Below are 14,935 nucleotides of genomic sequence, written 5' to 3'. Positions count from 1 at the left end.
AGCTTTGAGCCGTGAGCTTTGAGTGGATTGTTTTTTGGTAAATGCAATTAATTTTATTAAAAAGTATAAATGCAATTTGAAAGCGAATATCATTTTAGTTTTGAGAATCTGAAAGTTTATCAGAAAGCGATGGATTTTGGAGAAGTTGTAAATGAGTTAGTAGAGCAATTTCCTAAAAAAGAATATATAGGCTGTCATCTCAATTTTCCCGCGCCGCAGATTCCATAGCAGCAAATATTTCTGAAGGATCAGGAAGTACTGATCCTAATTTTAACCGATACTTGAAAATGGCATGGGATAGCAGTCATGAATGTGTCACTTGGAATACTAAGGCATATTTACGTGCTTATATTTCACAACAACAGTTTGAAAAAAATAGAGCTGCACTTACAGAAATAGGTAAAATGATTTCAGCATTGCGGAAAAAACTTAGAACAAAATAGTAAATTTCAGAACGATATTTTTATTTTTCGCTCAAAGCTCAAAGCTCAAAGCTCAAAGCTCAAAGCTCAAAGCTCAAAGCTCAAAGCTCAAAGCTCAAAGCTCAAAGCTCAAAGCTCAAAGCTCAAAGCTCATCACTCACAACACATGATCTACTCCTTCAAATCCCATATCCCAGTCATCCACGAGTCTAGTTTTGTACATCCGCAAGCTACGGTCATAGGTAATGTAATTATAGGTAAAAATTGCTATGTAGGTCCTAGTGCGGTCATACGTGGCGATTGGGGAGAGATTATTCTGGAAGACGGAGTTAATGTTCAAGAAAATTGCACGATCCATATGTTTCCTGGTAAAAGCATCACACTTAAAGAAAGTGCTCACGTAGGTCATGGAGCAATTATTCATGGCGCCAACTTAGGTCGCAATTGCATGATAGGAATGAACAGCGTGATCATGGATGACGCTACAATAGGAGATGAATGTATTGTAGGCGCCATGGCATTTGTAAAAGCCGAAGCTGTTTTTGAACCTCGTTCTCTTATAGTAGGAAATCCTGCTCAAAAAATCAAAGAGGTCTCTGATGAAATGATGGCCTGGAAAACCGCTGGGACTCAATTGTACCAACAACTACCTACCGATTGCCACGAGACGATGACAGAGGTGGAACCGCTTAGAGAGATCCCTAAAAACCGTCCAGTTCAGGAAGATTTTTATAAGACACTTCAAGAAATGAAGAAGAAATAAAGGGGTTGAAGGCATCTCGCTTTCGCGAAAGCGGAATTACAACATAATTTTACATACTAACGAGCGTTAGTTTTCTTATTTTTATCCCATGGCAAAGACTATGGATTTTATACTCCCAAAAATGGGAGAATCAATTACCGAAGGAACCATCTTAAACTGGCTTGTTCAAGAAGGGGAATCCTTTGAAGAAGGCGATATTCTAGTAGAAGTGGGAACTGATAAAGTAGATAATGAAGTTCCAGCGCCAGCCGCTGGAATCATGTCTAAGCACTTATACGCTGCAAATGATGTAGTGGAAATAGGAAGTGTGCTCGCTCAATTTGAAGCGACTGATGGGGCTTCTACTACAGAATCTGAAGCTCCGAATAAATCTATCGATAAGAAAGAAGAGATTCCGCATCAAGTGCTGAATGACAAGAAACTAAAAGTTTCAAGTTCGAATTCAAGTTCAATTTCGAGTTCATACATCAACCAAGATCTTTTTGTTAGTCCATTGATAGATGCTATAGCTCGAAAAAATCATATGTCCTATGAAGAGCTAGCACGCATTCCAGCAACAGGAAACGAAGGTAGGTTGCGCAAGAGTGATGTGGTGAATTACATCAATGAGGGAAGGCCATTCCAGTTTGCACAAGCCGTGAGCAATGAACCAGACCCAACCGCTTACCGCATACCTCAATTAAAATTTGATAAAGGAACTGGTAAGATTGTTGAAATGGACCGCATGCGCAGGATGATTGCTGACCGCATGGTCTACAGCAAGCATACTAGTCCGCATGTGACGGCTTATGTAGAAGCAGATTTAACCGATTTAGTCAACTGGCGTAATAAGAATAAAGCTCCTTTTCAAGAAAAACATGGGGAGCGATTGACCTTTACACCGTTATTTGTAGCTGCTGTGGCACGAGCGATTAAGGAATATCCCAATATCAATGCAAGTGTAGACGGTAAAAACATTATCGTTAAAGAAAACATTAATGTAGGAATGGCAACGGCGTTGCCCTCTGGAAATTTAATTGTTCCAGTAGTGCAAAATGCCGATCAAAAATCCCTACCAGAAATCGCAGCCGATGTGAATCGGATGGCAAACCTAGCGAGAGAAAACAAACTAGGAGGGGATGATATCAAAGGAGGTACTTTTACCATTTCTAATGTCGGAACTTTTGGGTCCCTTATGGGAACCCCTATTATCAATCAGCCAGAAGTAGCTATTCTCGCGACAGGAATCATCAAAAAACGCGCTGAGGTAATGACAAAAGATGGTGTGGATGCTATAGAAATACGCAGTATGATGATGTTATCCTTATCTTTTGACCACAGAGTAGTAGATGGATTTTTAGGAGGAAGTTTTTTAAAGCAAGTGGCTTTAAATTTAGAACAAGCGCCGGATAAAGATTTTTAAAATACAGAAGACAGATATCAGTCTGAGCTTGTCGAAGACGATTTAAAAGTCTATTGAATTAATTATTAAGCGAAGCCGTTCTTCAACGGCTTGACATAAAAATAAACAATTGGAAAAGTCATTATTAGAACAAGCATACAAAAACCTAGTTACTGCTAAGTCCATGACGGAACTCTATGAAGCAAACTTCAAAACTGTTTCTAAGTATGTTCACGCGACCAGTCGCGGTCATGAGGTGATACAGACTGCGTTAGGGATGCAACTATTGCCGCAGGATTATGCATTTCCCTATTACCGAGACGACGCGATGTTACTGTCTATAGGAATGAAGCCTTATGACTTGATGTTGCAACTCTTGGCAAAAAAGGACGATCCGTTTTCTGGTGGACGCACCTATTACTCGCATCCCTCTTTAAGGGATGATGACAAGCCAAAAATCCCGCATCAGTCCAGTGCTACTGGAATGCAGGCTATTCCTGCTACAGGTGTAGCTCTTGGATTTCATTACCGAGAGAGCTTAAGTGAAGAGCAAAGAGCAGCCGTAGATGCTAGTTCAGATTCCAGTGTGACTTCAGATTCTATAGTAGTCTGTTCCTTAGGTGACGCCAGTGTGACCGAAGGAGAAATTGCTGAGGCTTTTCAAATGGCAGCGCTCAAACAATTGCCTATTCTTTATTTAGTACAAGATAACGGTTGGGATATTAGTGCTAGTGCGGCCGAAACACGTGCTCAAAACGCTGCTGAATATGCTGCAGGGTTTCACGGTATAGAAGCTATTTCTATAGATGGGACTGATTTTGAAGAAAGTTACAACACCTTAAATGAGGTGATTGAAAAAATAAGAACCGAGCGCAGGCCATTTTTGGTTCATGCCACCGTGCCATTGTTAAATCACCACACGAGTGGTGTGCGCATGGAGTTTTACCGTGATGATTTGGAAGAGGCGAGAAGCCGTGACCCATACCCGCGTATGAGAAAGTTACTTTTCGATAATGATTTTAGTGAGCAGGATGTGGATGCTTATGACGCTTTCGCGAAAGCGGAAGTAAAAAAAGCACTAGACCTCGCTTTACAACAACCTGACCCAGAACCAGCCGATTTATTTACCAACGATTTTGCACCAACACCAATTACAGAAGAAAAAGGAGAGCGTTCTCCAGAAGGTGCAGAGAAGGTGGTCATGGTAGATTGTGCCTTATTTGCCATCGAGGAATTGATGAGAAAACACCCAGAATGCTTGCTCTACGGACAAGATGTAGGAGGAAGATTGGGCGGTGTTTTTAGAGAAGCAGCAACCTTGGCTCAAAAATTTGGTGACAATAGAGTATTCAACACGCCTATACAAGAAGCCTTTATCGTAGGAAGTACGGTAGGAATGAGTGCCGCAGGATTAAAACCGATTGTAGAAGTACAATTTGCAGATTACATCTGGCCTGGGTTGAATCAGCTGTTTACAGAGGTGTCACGTTCTTGCTATTTAAGTAATGGAAAATGGCCAGTATCCATGATATTACGAGTACCTATAGGTGCATATGGTTCTGGTGGGCCTTACCATTCCAGTTCTATGGAAAGTGTAGTTTCTAATATAAGAGGTTTAAAAATTGCTTATCCATCAAACGGCGCCGACTTAAAAGGACTGATGAAAGCGGCCTATTACGACCCGAATCCGGTAGTGATTTTTGAACATAAAGGATTGTATTGGTCTAAAGTTAAAGGAACTAAAGGGGCCACGAGTGTGGAGCCTAGTGAGGATTATGTATTGCCTTTTGGAAAAGCTTGGGTACTACAAGAAATCTGGAAAAAAGAAGAAGAGGAAACGCTGAGTATCATTACCTATGGAATGGGTGTGCATTGGGCAATGAATGCCACTGCAGAGCTTGGTTTACAAGATAGAGTAGAAATTGTGGATTTAAGATCCTTGCATCCGCTGGATTATGAGACGGTTTTTACTAGTGTCAAGAAATGTGGTAAATGTTTGGTGGTAACTGAAGAGCCTAGTGATAATAGTTTCTCTCGTGCCTTGCAAGGTCGTATACAAGAAGAGTGTTTTAAATACATAGATGCACCAGTAATGGTCATAGGTTCTGAAAATATGCCTGCCATACCACTGAATTCTATTTTAGAAGAAACCATGATTCCTAGTACACAGAAAGTGAAGGACAAGATTGAGGAGCTTTTGAATTATTAAATGCATACTTTTATTAAATGTTTGAAAAGCTATTGGGTTATTTAGAACGCAACACCATTTCTTTTGACCTAAGGTCTCTAGGACTTTTCAGAATTGCATTAGGTTTTGCTCTTATCTATAATTTAATTGTTTATCGTTTTCCAGCTGTAGGTGTTTATTACAATAATAACCAGTGGCTTCCAGAAGCAAGTGCGAGCGATTATTACGGAAAGAGTTTTCCCTTATTTAATTGGTCAGATTCTAATCTTTGGTACTATTTTTTGCTGTCTTTAATGTTGTTGCTCAGCATTTTGTTTGTGATAGGCTATAAGACAAAATGGATCACACCAGTGCTTTTCATAACTTTCGCTAGTTTGATAACTACCAACCCTTATCTCTCTCATGGCGTGGAACACCTAGAGGAAACGGCCTTATTCTGGGCGATGTTTTTGCCTTTGAATCGTAGATTTCAATTTTTCCAGAATCAAAAGGCAAGCTTTTTTAATTTTGGGAAGTTGGCTCAGTTGGGTTTTCAATTTCAATTGTTCTTAATATATTTTTCTAGTTGGATTTTTAAAAACGGAGAATTATGGCGTAAGGGGCAATTGCTCGAGGTAGTTTCCAATGATTTGATTCACGCCAGACCATTGTTACAACAATTGGGTACCTATCCAGAATTGGCTCAATCCTTTACTTACGCAGGTTTTTATTTAGAAGTGCTGGTTTCTATATTGCTATTGCTCTCTTTCTTTTTTCAAAGAGCAAGATACTGGTCGGCAGTATCTATTATTTTATTGCATGGTATTATGGCCCTATTCCTGCACGTAGGCACCTTTTTTCTTATAGGATTAGCTTTTGGAGTGCTTTTACTACCTCAAAGTTTCTGGAGTTGGAAGGTGTTTCCTGATCGTTGGAGGTATCAAAACTCTATAGGTTTGGACATACTTTCGGTTCGCTGGAAAAATTTTAAAAGGTTTTTTATTTTAGTAACCATGCTATTTATCTTGCACGGTAACTTATACCACTTGAGTAAAAATAGTTATTTGAGTCCTTTTTTATCTAGTCTTCCTTTATATAAATACACCATAGGAAAGCAGTTAGCAGATCCTGGTATTTTCACTGGTTTCTGGCATCAATCCTGGAAATTTTTTCCGAATAATATATACGATGATTTGGGTGATTTTTTGTTTATCGGTTATGATGAGAATAAAACTCCTTTCGAATTAAGAACATCAGAAAAGCTATATATGAGCAGTACTAATGGTTCTTATCATATAGAACCACTACCTACTGCCTCTTATTTTGGAGCTGAGTTTACCTTTGGGGTTTATTATAAATTCTATCAAGATCGTTTTCCAGTCTCCACGCAAAAAGGATGGCTAGAATTACAACTAAATAAATACAAGCAAGCGCACCCTGATAAAATTATTTCAAAAGCAGAATTATGGAAAGTACAACGATTTCATACTTATGAAGGGGGTCAACTTATTTTAACTGATACTGTTTTTAAATTAGTAACTAAGAATAATTTCGATTATTGAAATAAAAATTAGAGTTGAGTAGATTTGATATGATGATTTCTATAATTTTTTAAAAGATGAAATGCCTATAAAGCTGTTGGAATATATAAAAAGCAGAACAGTTTCCTATGACTTTAGGTCACTAGCTTTATGGAGGATACTTACTGGTATTGCTGTTCTATATGATCTAATTTTCTACAAACTTTTGTTTTTAGAAAAATATTATTTTTCTGACGCTTTGCGACCAGAGTCTACCTTGAATTCTTTTTTTGGTAACGGATTTGGTTTAATCGAGGCTTTGGGAACAACTGGCTTCACTGTTTTTGTTTATTTATCCGTTTTACTCACCCTTTTTTATACCGTTGGTCTTTTTGATAAACTGGTTAAACCAGTATTGTTTTTGTGCTACAGTCTTATTGTAATAAATAGCCTTTACATGCTCAACGGGTTTCATTTTATGATACTGGTGTCTGTTTTTTGGAGTATTTTTTTACCTACAGGAATCGTTTGGAGTTTAAGTAAAACCAAAGAAGTAGCTATACATCCACTAGCAGTTTATGGTTTTTATTTACAAATTGCTTTCATTTACTTGACAGGTGCAATGCTTAAAAATGGTCCTATATGGACAGAAGGTAGTGCCATTGAATTGATTGTGCAGGATGAATATTATGCTTCCAACTTTGCCTTTATCCTTAGAGACTTTCCGGAAATATCGCAAATGCTGACTTACGCCTCCTTGATGTGGGAGTTTTTAATTCCGATATTTATTCTATGGCCTTTTAAAAGGAATTTAAGGCTTATTGCAGCCATTATGATCGTACTGTATCATATAGGAATAGGTATGCTAGTGCAAGTAGGTCCGTTTTTAATTATAGGAACTGCATTTAGCGCAGCTCTTTTACCCAGACAGTTTTGGGAGCGTTTAGAGTTTTTAAAGATTAAGAAGGTGCTGGAGTTGCCATTAGTAAGCATTCGTAAAACGACAAATCACATAAAAACCTTTGTATTATTAGTATTGATCCTAATGATGGTAAAAGGTAATTTACGGTACTGGTATACTGGAAGTTATGTTAGTTCTTTGATGCAAGCTGTTCCTAATAGTTATGATTTATTCTATAAAAGATATATACCCTCCTATTTTCTCTATGGTTTTAAAGACCAGCCTTGGGTGTTTTTTCAAATGGATGCTCAAGACGACTTGGGTTTATTTGTAATAGTCGAAGAAGATAAAAGCGGTGTATTTACCTTAAAAGGGACCCAAATCAAGAAAAATTCAAAAGACACTTTTATTTTAGATCAATCAAAATTCAAGAATGGCTTTGAGCATGATTTGCAGTATGCTGATTTTAATTACATGGTAAGTTTAAAAGGAGTTTCTGATGTGTTTCCAGATTCTGTTTACAAAGAGTTGCTGATGGATCACCAACTGGAGGGGAGTCAAAAGAAACAAAAGACCTTGTCTAATCTATATCTTTGCTACTTATCAAAAAAGTCAAAACTTACTGGTTTGTTTTATGAGTATGATTATAAACTGGATTGCTTGTATGAGTTGAACTTGAAGAAATTAGAAAATAAGTAAATATGAAAATCACCATAGAAAGAAAAAACAAGGATTACCTGATGGAAGCCACAGGCAAGTCAGGTAATAAAGTAATGATAGACCACAGTGGTATGGAGGTCGTTCAAGGAGTAAGTCCTATGGAATTATTGCTTATGGGTGTAGGTTCTTGTAGTGCGATTGATATGATTTCCATCCTTAAAAAACAACGCCAAGAAATTACCAGTTATAAAGTAGAAGTAGAAGGAGAACGTTATTTACTAGATGACTCCAGACCTTTTAAAGAAATGCATGTAAAAGTATTTTTGGAAGGAGCTATCGATCCAGACAAAGCCCAAAGGGCTGCTGACTTAAGCTTTGAAAAGTATTGTTCGGTTTCTAAAACCTTTGATAAAATGGTTGCTATACAGTACAAAGTATTTGTAAATGCTAGCTAAGTAGAGGGAAACCAGTTGAAAACCAGTTGATAATTGCAGATTCATAATTCTCAGACTCCTCATAATAAATGAGTGGTGATAGGATCAATATAGTATCTTTATACCTTCTTTTGAAGGTTACTACATGCGTCATATTATTCCACTTTTTCTTTTTGCAGCGGTTTTTATTTCTTGTAAAAAAGATATAAAAACAGGCGACAACTACTCCTTTTACCACTGGAGTACCACCTATCATCCTACAGAGAAAACAGATCAGTTGATCAAAGATGGTGGTACTTATAAAGAATATGTGCGCTTTTTTGATTTAGTAGTGGACCAAAGAGCCAATAGTGTATTTCCAATAGCAACCATTCAGTTTGATGAGGAGTTACAAATTATAGCTCAAGAAATTATCCCTGTAGTTTATATACGCAACGAGGTTTTTCTACATAAAGATGCAGGTAGAAAGAACTTAAATAAACTAGCTAAAAACACGGCAGAGAAGATCAAACGCATTCAAAATAAACATTTGACGGGTAAAGTCGCGGTGAAACAAATACAGATTGATTGTGATTGGACCGATCGTACCAAGACCAATTTTTTTAACTTTTTAAGAATCTTAAAAAAAGAAATGCCAGGTTATGTCATCAGTTCTACTTTGAGGCTTCATCAAGTAAAATTTAAGGAGCGCACTGGTGTGCCTCCTGTGGATCGAGTGGTTTTAATGGTGTATAATGTAGGCGATTTGGGTGATGTAGAAGAAGTTAATTCCATAATAAGCAATGAGGTTACCGCTCAATATCTAGAGCAGCTAGAAGACTACCCGTTGCCTTACGATGTGGCACTACCGCTTTTTGAATGGGGGGTTCTTTACAGAGATGGAAAACTCAAAGGGCTTATTAGAGATCTTACTCCTAGTTTGATGGAGTCCGCTTTCGCGAAAGCGGGAAAAGAAAACAGCTATAAAGCCACATCAGACTCTTATATCAACGGCATATTTATTTATAAAGGCGACGACTTAAGGGTAGAAACGGTGAACAAAGAAAAACTTCAAGAACTCTCTTCCCTGATCAAAAAAGCCTCTGGATCAAACGCTGATTATGAGACTATTTTCTATCATATCAATTCCCCATTAACTTTAAAATTCTCTTCTGATGAACTATCGTCTTTTGCTCAGTAAAATATGGTTGTTTTTATTTCCTGTCTTAGGCTTTGGTAGCACTATGAATAATACCACAGGAGCTTTTTGTGGTTGGGACCCAGCTTGGGAGGATAGTTACTATCCCATTATCGACCAATTTTCTTTGGTCAATAAAGATTTTCACGCTTTTTTAAATTGTCCAGACAACCCATTTTGCGATAATATATACAGTAGCCTACCATCGATCAATATACAAGAATGGGTCACCTACTTTGATGGCGAATTTACTGAAGCAGAACTGCGAGGTATTATTTATACAAGACCTTTAGAATGGTTTTTAGGAGAAAAAGGTTTTGAAACCTATGATGATGATTTAGGACGAAAACTTACTAATAAAAAATTCCAGTTTTTTAAAGAATATCTAGTCCTTGCTAAACAGACGCAACATACGTCTAGTGACACCTCTGGCGGTAGCGGCTGGTATCAAGGGGAGCGATCTGAGTATCAAGAGCAACAAAAAACAGCAGATAAAAGGGAATTACTTTCTCAGGCACTAGAGCTTGCTGCCAAGGCTCCTGACGACTTTATGCGCAATAGAGCAGGGTTTCAAGCTGTAAAAATGGCACATTACCTTCAGGAGAATGAAGCAGCGATCAGGTATTTCTACACCATCCTTAAAAAAACAAGCGATTATAAATACATTTACTATCGTGCTATGGAAGAAATGGCTGGTGCAGCCTATCATCAAAACCTTCAGGTTTTAGCAGCGACTTCCTACTTAGAAGTTTATGATCAATTACCAGATAGACGCAGCACCTGCGGTATCAGTTTAAGGTTTTTGAATTGGGAATTATTAGAGAACAACCCAGAATTTGTTGCTGCAAATAAAAATATGGATGTGAAGAGTTTTTTCAAAGCCTTTCACGGTCGTGGTTCTGTTCTACGTGAAATGGAAAACATCGCTCGCAATAATGTGAATTCGCCTTATTTAGAAGTGCTTGCTGTACGGTATTTAGATCAAATGCAATCCAGTATTTTTGAACATAACGAGTCGGGTTATTACGATGAAAGTGAACCTGTCGAGGGCTATGCAAACCAATTGCAACTTTTTACAACAGCCATTCTCAACGATGAAAAGCTTAAAAATAAAGAGGTATGGTCACTGGTATTAGCTACCACTTATTTGTATCAAAATGAAAGTAAATCAGCCTTAAGCTATATAGCTGCATTAAGTCCTGGGCCTGCATATAAAAAGCATTTTAAAAGGTTAAAAACAGCGGTTCAATTTATGAGCATTAAATCTTTGGATAGAAAAAAAATCAATCAAATTTATGAACGTATCGCTCTTGATGAAGAATTGCGAACTCATAAGCCTACGGTAGCAGCTTTTTTCAATCATATCAGTGCGTTGTATAAAGATGCTGGAAATCCGATCACGAGCGTATTGGCCTCTGTAGATTATAACTCTTATTCAAATGATCAACCATATGATTGGACTGGAGTAGGGAACTTACACGGGAGTAGTTGGGAGTACGATGCTAAACATTTTTACCTGAAAGAGGAGTACATCAATAATTTTGACGTATTTGTTGGACTGCCTTATCCCACATCATTTGAAAAGACGGTTAAACAACGAATGAAAACGCAGCCTAAAGATTATGTTCACGATCTACGAGGCACATATTACTTGAGAAGAGACCAGCTAGAAGAGGCAATTATCGAATTCAAGCAAGTAAAAAAGCCAGAAGTTTTTTGGGAAGAATCGGTGCGTACAGAGTTGTTTTCTGCCTCGATTAAAGAGTATATGAATGTGCCTTTTACTTCCATTTCAAATGACCTTCATGTTACCTATTCCAATATTCTGGGAGAAAATGCAAAAGATATTAATTCCAAAACAAAACGCGAATCTTATAAGGACAACAAGATTCAATTAGCGCAAACACTGATGCGACTAAAACAGCTTGCACAGATCGATCCAGATAAAGCCGCTGATTACTATTATATGATAGGTAACGCTTGGTACAATATGAGTCATAAAGGCTGGTTTATGAACAGTGCTTATTACATCACCAATGACCATCGCAATACGTTGAACACCTCTAGCTATGGTGATGAAGACGCTGAAGAAGAAGTTCCAGATGATAGTTTCATTTTGGAACAAGCAAATAAGTACCTCTTAAAAGGACTGAACTCAGAGAGAGGCTCTAAGGAAACAAAAGCGGCTGTACTGTTTATGCTCGCCAAAACCAATAGCTGTGAAGATGGAGGTTATGATAATGATAGGAATACCTATAAGCTTCATATTTGTGGGGAGCACAAAGCTTATTTCAATCAATTGAAAGACGGCTATTCTGATACCGCATATTATAAAGAGGTGCTGAAGGAATGTTCTTGGTTTAAGAATTATGTGGAGTAATTCTAAAATAATATTCTTCTAAATAAAAAGATAGCATACTTAAATAAAAGGAGACTTCGATCGAACAAAAAAGATAAGGTAAGAAACTATCCCTTTTTGTCTTTAAGGGTAAGATCGTACATCATGATAACATCAGTTTAAACAAAAAAGTCCCATTTCAACTTAATGAAATGGGACTTTTTATAGTTGATGCGATCCTAGTTTCTAGGCATTGGTGGAAACTGTTGTAAGATTTCTTTTACGATTTCATTAGTTCGTTCTACCTTCTTTTCTGGAGTAGATTTCAGCGGTGCTTTTCCAACTCCTTGCCAGATCAATTCTTTTTTCTGAGCGTCTATTAAATCTATGTAGAGAATACCTTCGGTAGTTCTAGTGACATTGTTTCTCATGTTATTACCCCAGAAGCCGCCGCCCCAGCCCCAGCCGTAACCAAAGCCCCAACCCCAGTTGTTGTTGTATACATCAACACGTTCTTTAGAGTCTGTGAAAATACTGACCAATAGGTCTGGGTTTTCAGATTTTGTAAATCCTTTTGCTGCCATTTCTGTATCGATAGCTCTTAAGATTCGTTTCTTATCTAATTCTGAAATTTTTGCCTCATCCACGCCTTTTTTGTAATAGGCATATGTTTGATAGTTGTTGAATGGAGTACCTAAGGCATAATCTTGTGAGACACGCACGGTTTGACAGCTTGCTAATAAGGCAATTACTGCGAGAAGAGTAAATAGTTTTTTCATTACTTTTTTTGTTATGCTGGAGTTTGTATGGAGCTTCTTGAACTAAGTTTTCTAGTACTGAGTTCTTCAAAGTGTTGAACTAATAAATAGTTAGACTGTTAACACCAACAGGTTAGACCTTGTTTATCAAATCATCACTGACCAAATTAGGAATCGTGACTTTTAAATTTGGATTTGTTTCCATAGCTTTTTTTATAGTAAAAACAGCATTTTCATTTCGTGCCCAGTTTCTCCGAGCGATACCATTATTCACATCCCAAAACAGCATGGATTCCAATTTATTTTCTGACTCTTTACTCCCATCAATTACCATTCCAAAACCACCATTGATCACTTCACCCCAGCCTACGCCGCCGCCATTATGAATAGAAACCCAAGTAGCACCTCTAAAACTGTCCCCTATGACATTCTGAATCGCCATGTCTGCAGTAAAACGAGAGCCGTCATAGATATTAGAGGTTTCTCGATAAGGTGAGTCCGTTCCAGAAACATCGTGATGGTCACGTCCCAAAACAACAGGTCCTATTTTTCCGTCAGCAATAGCTTTGTTAAACGCTCGGGCAATTTCAATCCTCCCCGTGGTATCTGCATAAAGAATACGTGCTTGTGAGCCTACTACTAATTTGTTTTCTTGCGCTCCTTTGATCCATTTAATGTTATCCTGCATTTGTTGCTGGGTACGTTTTGGCGCTTCTTTAGATAATTGTTCTAGTACCGTAGTCGCGATTTGATCTGTTTTCTTAAGATCTTCTGGATCATTGGAGGCACAAACCCATCTAAAGGGTCCAAAACCATAATCAAAACACATGGGTCCCATGATGTCTTGGACATAAGAAGAATAACGGAATTCTTTGCCTACCCCTTCAATATCAGCATGAGCACGGCTTGACTCTAGCAAGAATGCATTCCCGTAGTCAAAGAAATAGGTTCCTTTTTCTGTGTGTTTATTGATGGCATCAACATGACGTCGTAGCGACTTTTGCACTTCTATTTTAAATTGGTCGGGTTGATTACTCATCATATGGTTAGACTCCTCAAAAGAAAGGTCTACGGGATAGTAACCTCCAGCCCAAGGGTTGTGTAAACTGGTCTGGTCGCTGCCTATAGCGATATGAATTTGCGCATCATAAAGCGCTTCCCAAACGTGAATTACGTTTCCTTCAAAAGCAATGGATACGGTTTCCATATGTTCTTGCGCCTCTCTTATTCTTGAGATTAAATCTGCCGTATTGCGTACCACTACGTCCACCCATCCTTGTGAATGTCTGGTATGAACGGCTTTAGGATTTACCTCTGCACAAATAGTAATACAACCAGCTATATTTCCAGCTTTGGGTTGAGCCCCGCTCATGCCGCCTAATCCTGAAGTAACAAATATATTTCCTGTAGGTTCTTTTTTAATTTTTCTAAAGGCATTGAGAACGGTGATGGTAGTACCATGAACAATTCCTTGTGGTCCTATATACATAAAAGAACCTGCGGTCATCTGTCCGTATTGTGTAACCCCTAGCGCATTGAACTTTTCCCAGTCGTCTGGTTTTGAGTAGTTAGGAATCATCATTCCATTAGTTACTACACAACGTGGCGCCATTTTATGAGAAGGAAATAATCCCATAGGATGTCCAGAGTACATGACTAAGGTTTGCTCGTCAGTCATCTCACTGAGGTACTTCATGGTAAGAAGGTACTGCGCCCAGTTAGAGAAAACAGCTCCATTACCACCATAGGTGATCAACTCGTGCGGGTGCTGTGCAACGGCATGATCGAGGTTGTTTTGTATCATCAACATGATTCCAGCGGCTTGTTGTGACTGCGCTGGATAATCTGCTATATTTCTTGCTTTAATCTCATACTCCGGCATAAAACGATACATGTAAATACGGCCGTAAGTATCTAGTTCTTCTTTGAATTCTGCTAATAATAACTCATGATGTTTGGGATCAAAATACCTTAAAGCATTGCGCAAAGCCAGTTTTTCTTCATCAGGAGTAAGAATCTTTTTACGTTTAGGAGCATGATTCACATCAGGATCGTATCGATAAGCTGCTGGTAATGTTTCAGGAATACCTGTTTGTATGCTTTCGCGAAAGCCTGCTATAGAACTGTTGTTATTCATGAAATCTTAATTTTGGCTGTTTGTTTTCTTATCATAACCGTATGGGCAATGACGACAACCGCTTTCACAACAATAACCTCTTTTAAGGTGGTATTGCTCTGTAAAACAACGGTATCCTTGTGGCGTCGTATAATAATCGCCTTCCTCGACCGGAATAATTTTTTTCATTTTATAAAAATACGACAGTATAAAGACAAAAAGGAATGGATAAAGAGTTGTTTTAGCAAGGAAAAAAATGATTCCGTATTAAAGTTTATAGCTGCTTCTTAATTCAATA

At 38.1% G+C, this 14,935-nt stretch carries 13 protein-coding genes; 10 read left to right on the top strand and 3 right to left on the bottom strand.

All coding sequences use genetic code 11. From position 1 onward, the window contains the following. Positions 1–69 precede the first annotated feature (69 nt). The 10 genes from CW736_RS14345 (at position 70) to CW736_RS00865 (ending at position 11,805) form a co-directional block, all read left to right on the top strand. Positions 70–228: a four helix bundle protein gene (locus tag CW736_RS14345; protein ID WP_317044407.1), complete on the top strand. Its 159-nt coding sequence runs from the start codon at positions 70–72 to the stop codon at positions 226–228. After that, on the top strand, positions 183–443 hold the full coding sequence (locus CW736_RS00905) for a four helix bundle protein (protein WP_317044422.1): 261 nt from the start codon (positions 183–185) through the stop codon (positions 441–443). Before CW736_RS14345 ends, CW736_RS00905 begins: the two co-directional genes overlap by 46 nt. 145 nt (positions 444–588) lie before the next feature. Continuing rightward, entirely contained in the window at positions 589–1,185 is a 597-nt protein-coding gene (locus tag CW736_RS00900; protein WP_101012129.1) for a transferase hexapeptide repeat family protein, read from the top strand. A gap of 88 nt (positions 1,186–1,273) precedes the next feature. Beyond that, positions 1,274–2,587 carry a dihydrolipoamide acetyltransferase family protein gene (locus tag CW736_RS00895; RefSeq protein ID WP_101012128.1) on the top strand — a complete coding sequence of 438 codons (1,314 nt, stop codon included), beginning with the start codon at positions 1,274–1,276 and terminating at the stop codon, positions 2,585–2,587. 163 nt (positions 2,588–2,750) lie between these two features. Continuing rightward, the gene (locus CW736_RS00890; RefSeq protein ID WP_101014973.1) at positions 2,751–4,775 is read left to right on the top strand and encodes a thiamine pyrophosphate-dependent enzyme; all 2,025 of its coding nucleotides are present in this window, start codon (positions 2,751–2,753) and stop codon (positions 4,773–4,775) included. Between the two features lie 17 nt (positions 4,776–4,792). Then, positions 4,793–6,295, top strand: a complete 1,503-nt coding sequence (locus tag CW736_RS00885) for a hypothetical protein (protein ID WP_101012127.1) — start codon at positions 4,793–4,795, stop codon at positions 6,293–6,295. A gap of 61 nt (positions 6,296–6,356) precedes the next feature. Beyond that, entirely contained in the window at positions 6,357–7,853 is a 1,497-nt protein-coding gene (locus CW736_RS00880; RefSeq protein ID WP_101012126.1) for a hypothetical protein, read from the top strand. Positions 7,854–7,855: 2 nt separating this feature from the next. Next, entirely contained in the window at positions 7,856–8,269 is a 414-nt protein-coding gene (locus CW736_RS00875; protein ID WP_101012125.1) for an OsmC family protein, read from the top strand. A gap of 124 nt (positions 8,270–8,393) precedes the next feature. Then, on the top strand, positions 8,394–9,428 hold the full coding sequence (locus CW736_RS00870; RefSeq protein WP_101012124.1) for a hypothetical protein: 1,035 nt from the start codon (positions 8,394–8,396) through the stop codon (positions 9,426–9,428). Beyond that, positions 9,403–11,805, top strand: coding sequence for a hypothetical protein (locus CW736_RS00865; RefSeq protein ID WP_101012123.1), 2,403 nt, complete (start codon positions 9,403–9,405; stop codon positions 11,803–11,805). The genes CW736_RS00870 and CW736_RS00865 overlap by 26 nt, the downstream gene beginning before the upstream one ends. 197 nt (positions 11,806–12,002) lie before the next feature. Here the strand turns inward: CW736_RS00865 and CW736_RS00860 are convergent, their stop codons facing one another. The 3 genes from CW736_RS00860 to CW736_RS14185 all read right to left on the bottom strand — a co-directional run bounded on the left by CW736_RS00860 (position 12,003) and on the right by CW736_RS14185 (position 14,826). Then, a complete protein-coding gene (locus CW736_RS00860) occupies positions 12,003–12,542 on the bottom strand; it encodes a DUF4136 domain-containing protein (protein WP_101012122.1) in 540 nt (179 codons plus the stop codon). A 112-nt stretch (positions 12,543–12,654) separates the two neighbouring features. Continuing rightward, positions 12,655–14,658: a urocanate hydratase gene (locus tag CW736_RS00855; RefSeq protein WP_101012121.1), complete on the bottom strand. Its 2,004-nt coding sequence runs from the start codon at positions 14,656–14,658 to the stop codon at positions 12,655–12,657. 6 nt (positions 14,659–14,664) lie between these two features. Further along, the gene (locus CW736_RS14185) at positions 14,665–14,826 is read right to left on the bottom strand and encodes a DUF5522 domain-containing protein (RefSeq protein ID WP_198519325.1); all 162 of its coding nucleotides are present in this window, start codon (positions 14,824–14,826) and stop codon (positions 14,665–14,667) included. Positions 14,827–14,935: the final 109 nt, after the last annotated feature.

It is taken from the genome of Nonlabens sp. MB-3u-79 (assembly GCF_002831625.1).
Lineage (GTDB): Bacteria > Bacteroidota > Bacteroidia > Flavobacteriales > Flavobacteriaceae > Nonlabens.
The sequence above is the reverse complement of the archived record's forward strand: the minus strand, read 5'-3'. Positions and strand labels throughout refer to the sequence as shown.

Coding starts and splice junctions, on each gene's coding strand:
- CW736_RS14345 (WP_317044407.1), top strand. CDS start 70: ATGCAATTTGAAAGCGAATATCATTTTAGTTTTGAGAATCTGAAAGTT.
- CW736_RS00900 (WP_101012129.1), top strand. CDS start 589: ATGATCTACTCCTTCAAATCCCATATCCCAGTCATCCACGAGTCTAGT.
- CW736_RS00895 (WP_101012128.1), top strand. CDS start 1,274: ATGGCAAAGACTATGGATTTTATACTCCCAAAAATGGGAGAATCAATT.
- CW736_RS00890 (WP_101014973.1), top strand. CDS start 2,751: ATGACGGAACTCTATGAAGCAAACTTCAAAACTGTTTCTAAGTATGTT.
- CW736_RS00885 (WP_101012127.1), top strand. CDS start 4,793: ATGTTTGAAAAGCTATTGGGTTATTTAGAACGCAACACCATTTCTTTT.
- CW736_RS00880 (WP_101012126.1), top strand. CDS start 6,357: ATGCCTATAAAGCTGTTGGAATATATAAAAAGCAGAACAGTTTCCTAT.
- CW736_RS00875 (WP_101012125.1), top strand. CDS start 7,856: ATGAAAATCACCATAGAAAGAAAAAACAAGGATTACCTGATGGAAGCC.
- CW736_RS00870 (WP_101012124.1), top strand. CDS start 8,394: ATGCGTCATATTATTCCACTTTTTCTTTTTGCAGCGGTTTTTATTTCT.
- CW736_RS00865 (WP_101012123.1), top strand. CDS start 9,403: ATGAACTATCGTCTTTTGCTCAGTAAAATATGGTTGTTTTTATTTCCT.
- CW736_RS00860 (WP_101012122.1), bottom strand. CDS start 12,542: ATGAAAAAACTATTTACTCTTCTCGCAGTAATTGCCTTATTAGCAAGC.
- CW736_RS00855 (WP_101012121.1), bottom strand. CDS start 14,658: ATGAATAACAACAGTTCTATAGCAGGCTTTCGCGAAAGCATACAAACA.
- CW736_RS14185 (WP_198519325.1), bottom strand. CDS start 14,826: ATGAAAAAAATTATTCCGGTCGAGGAAGGCGATTATTATACGACGCCA.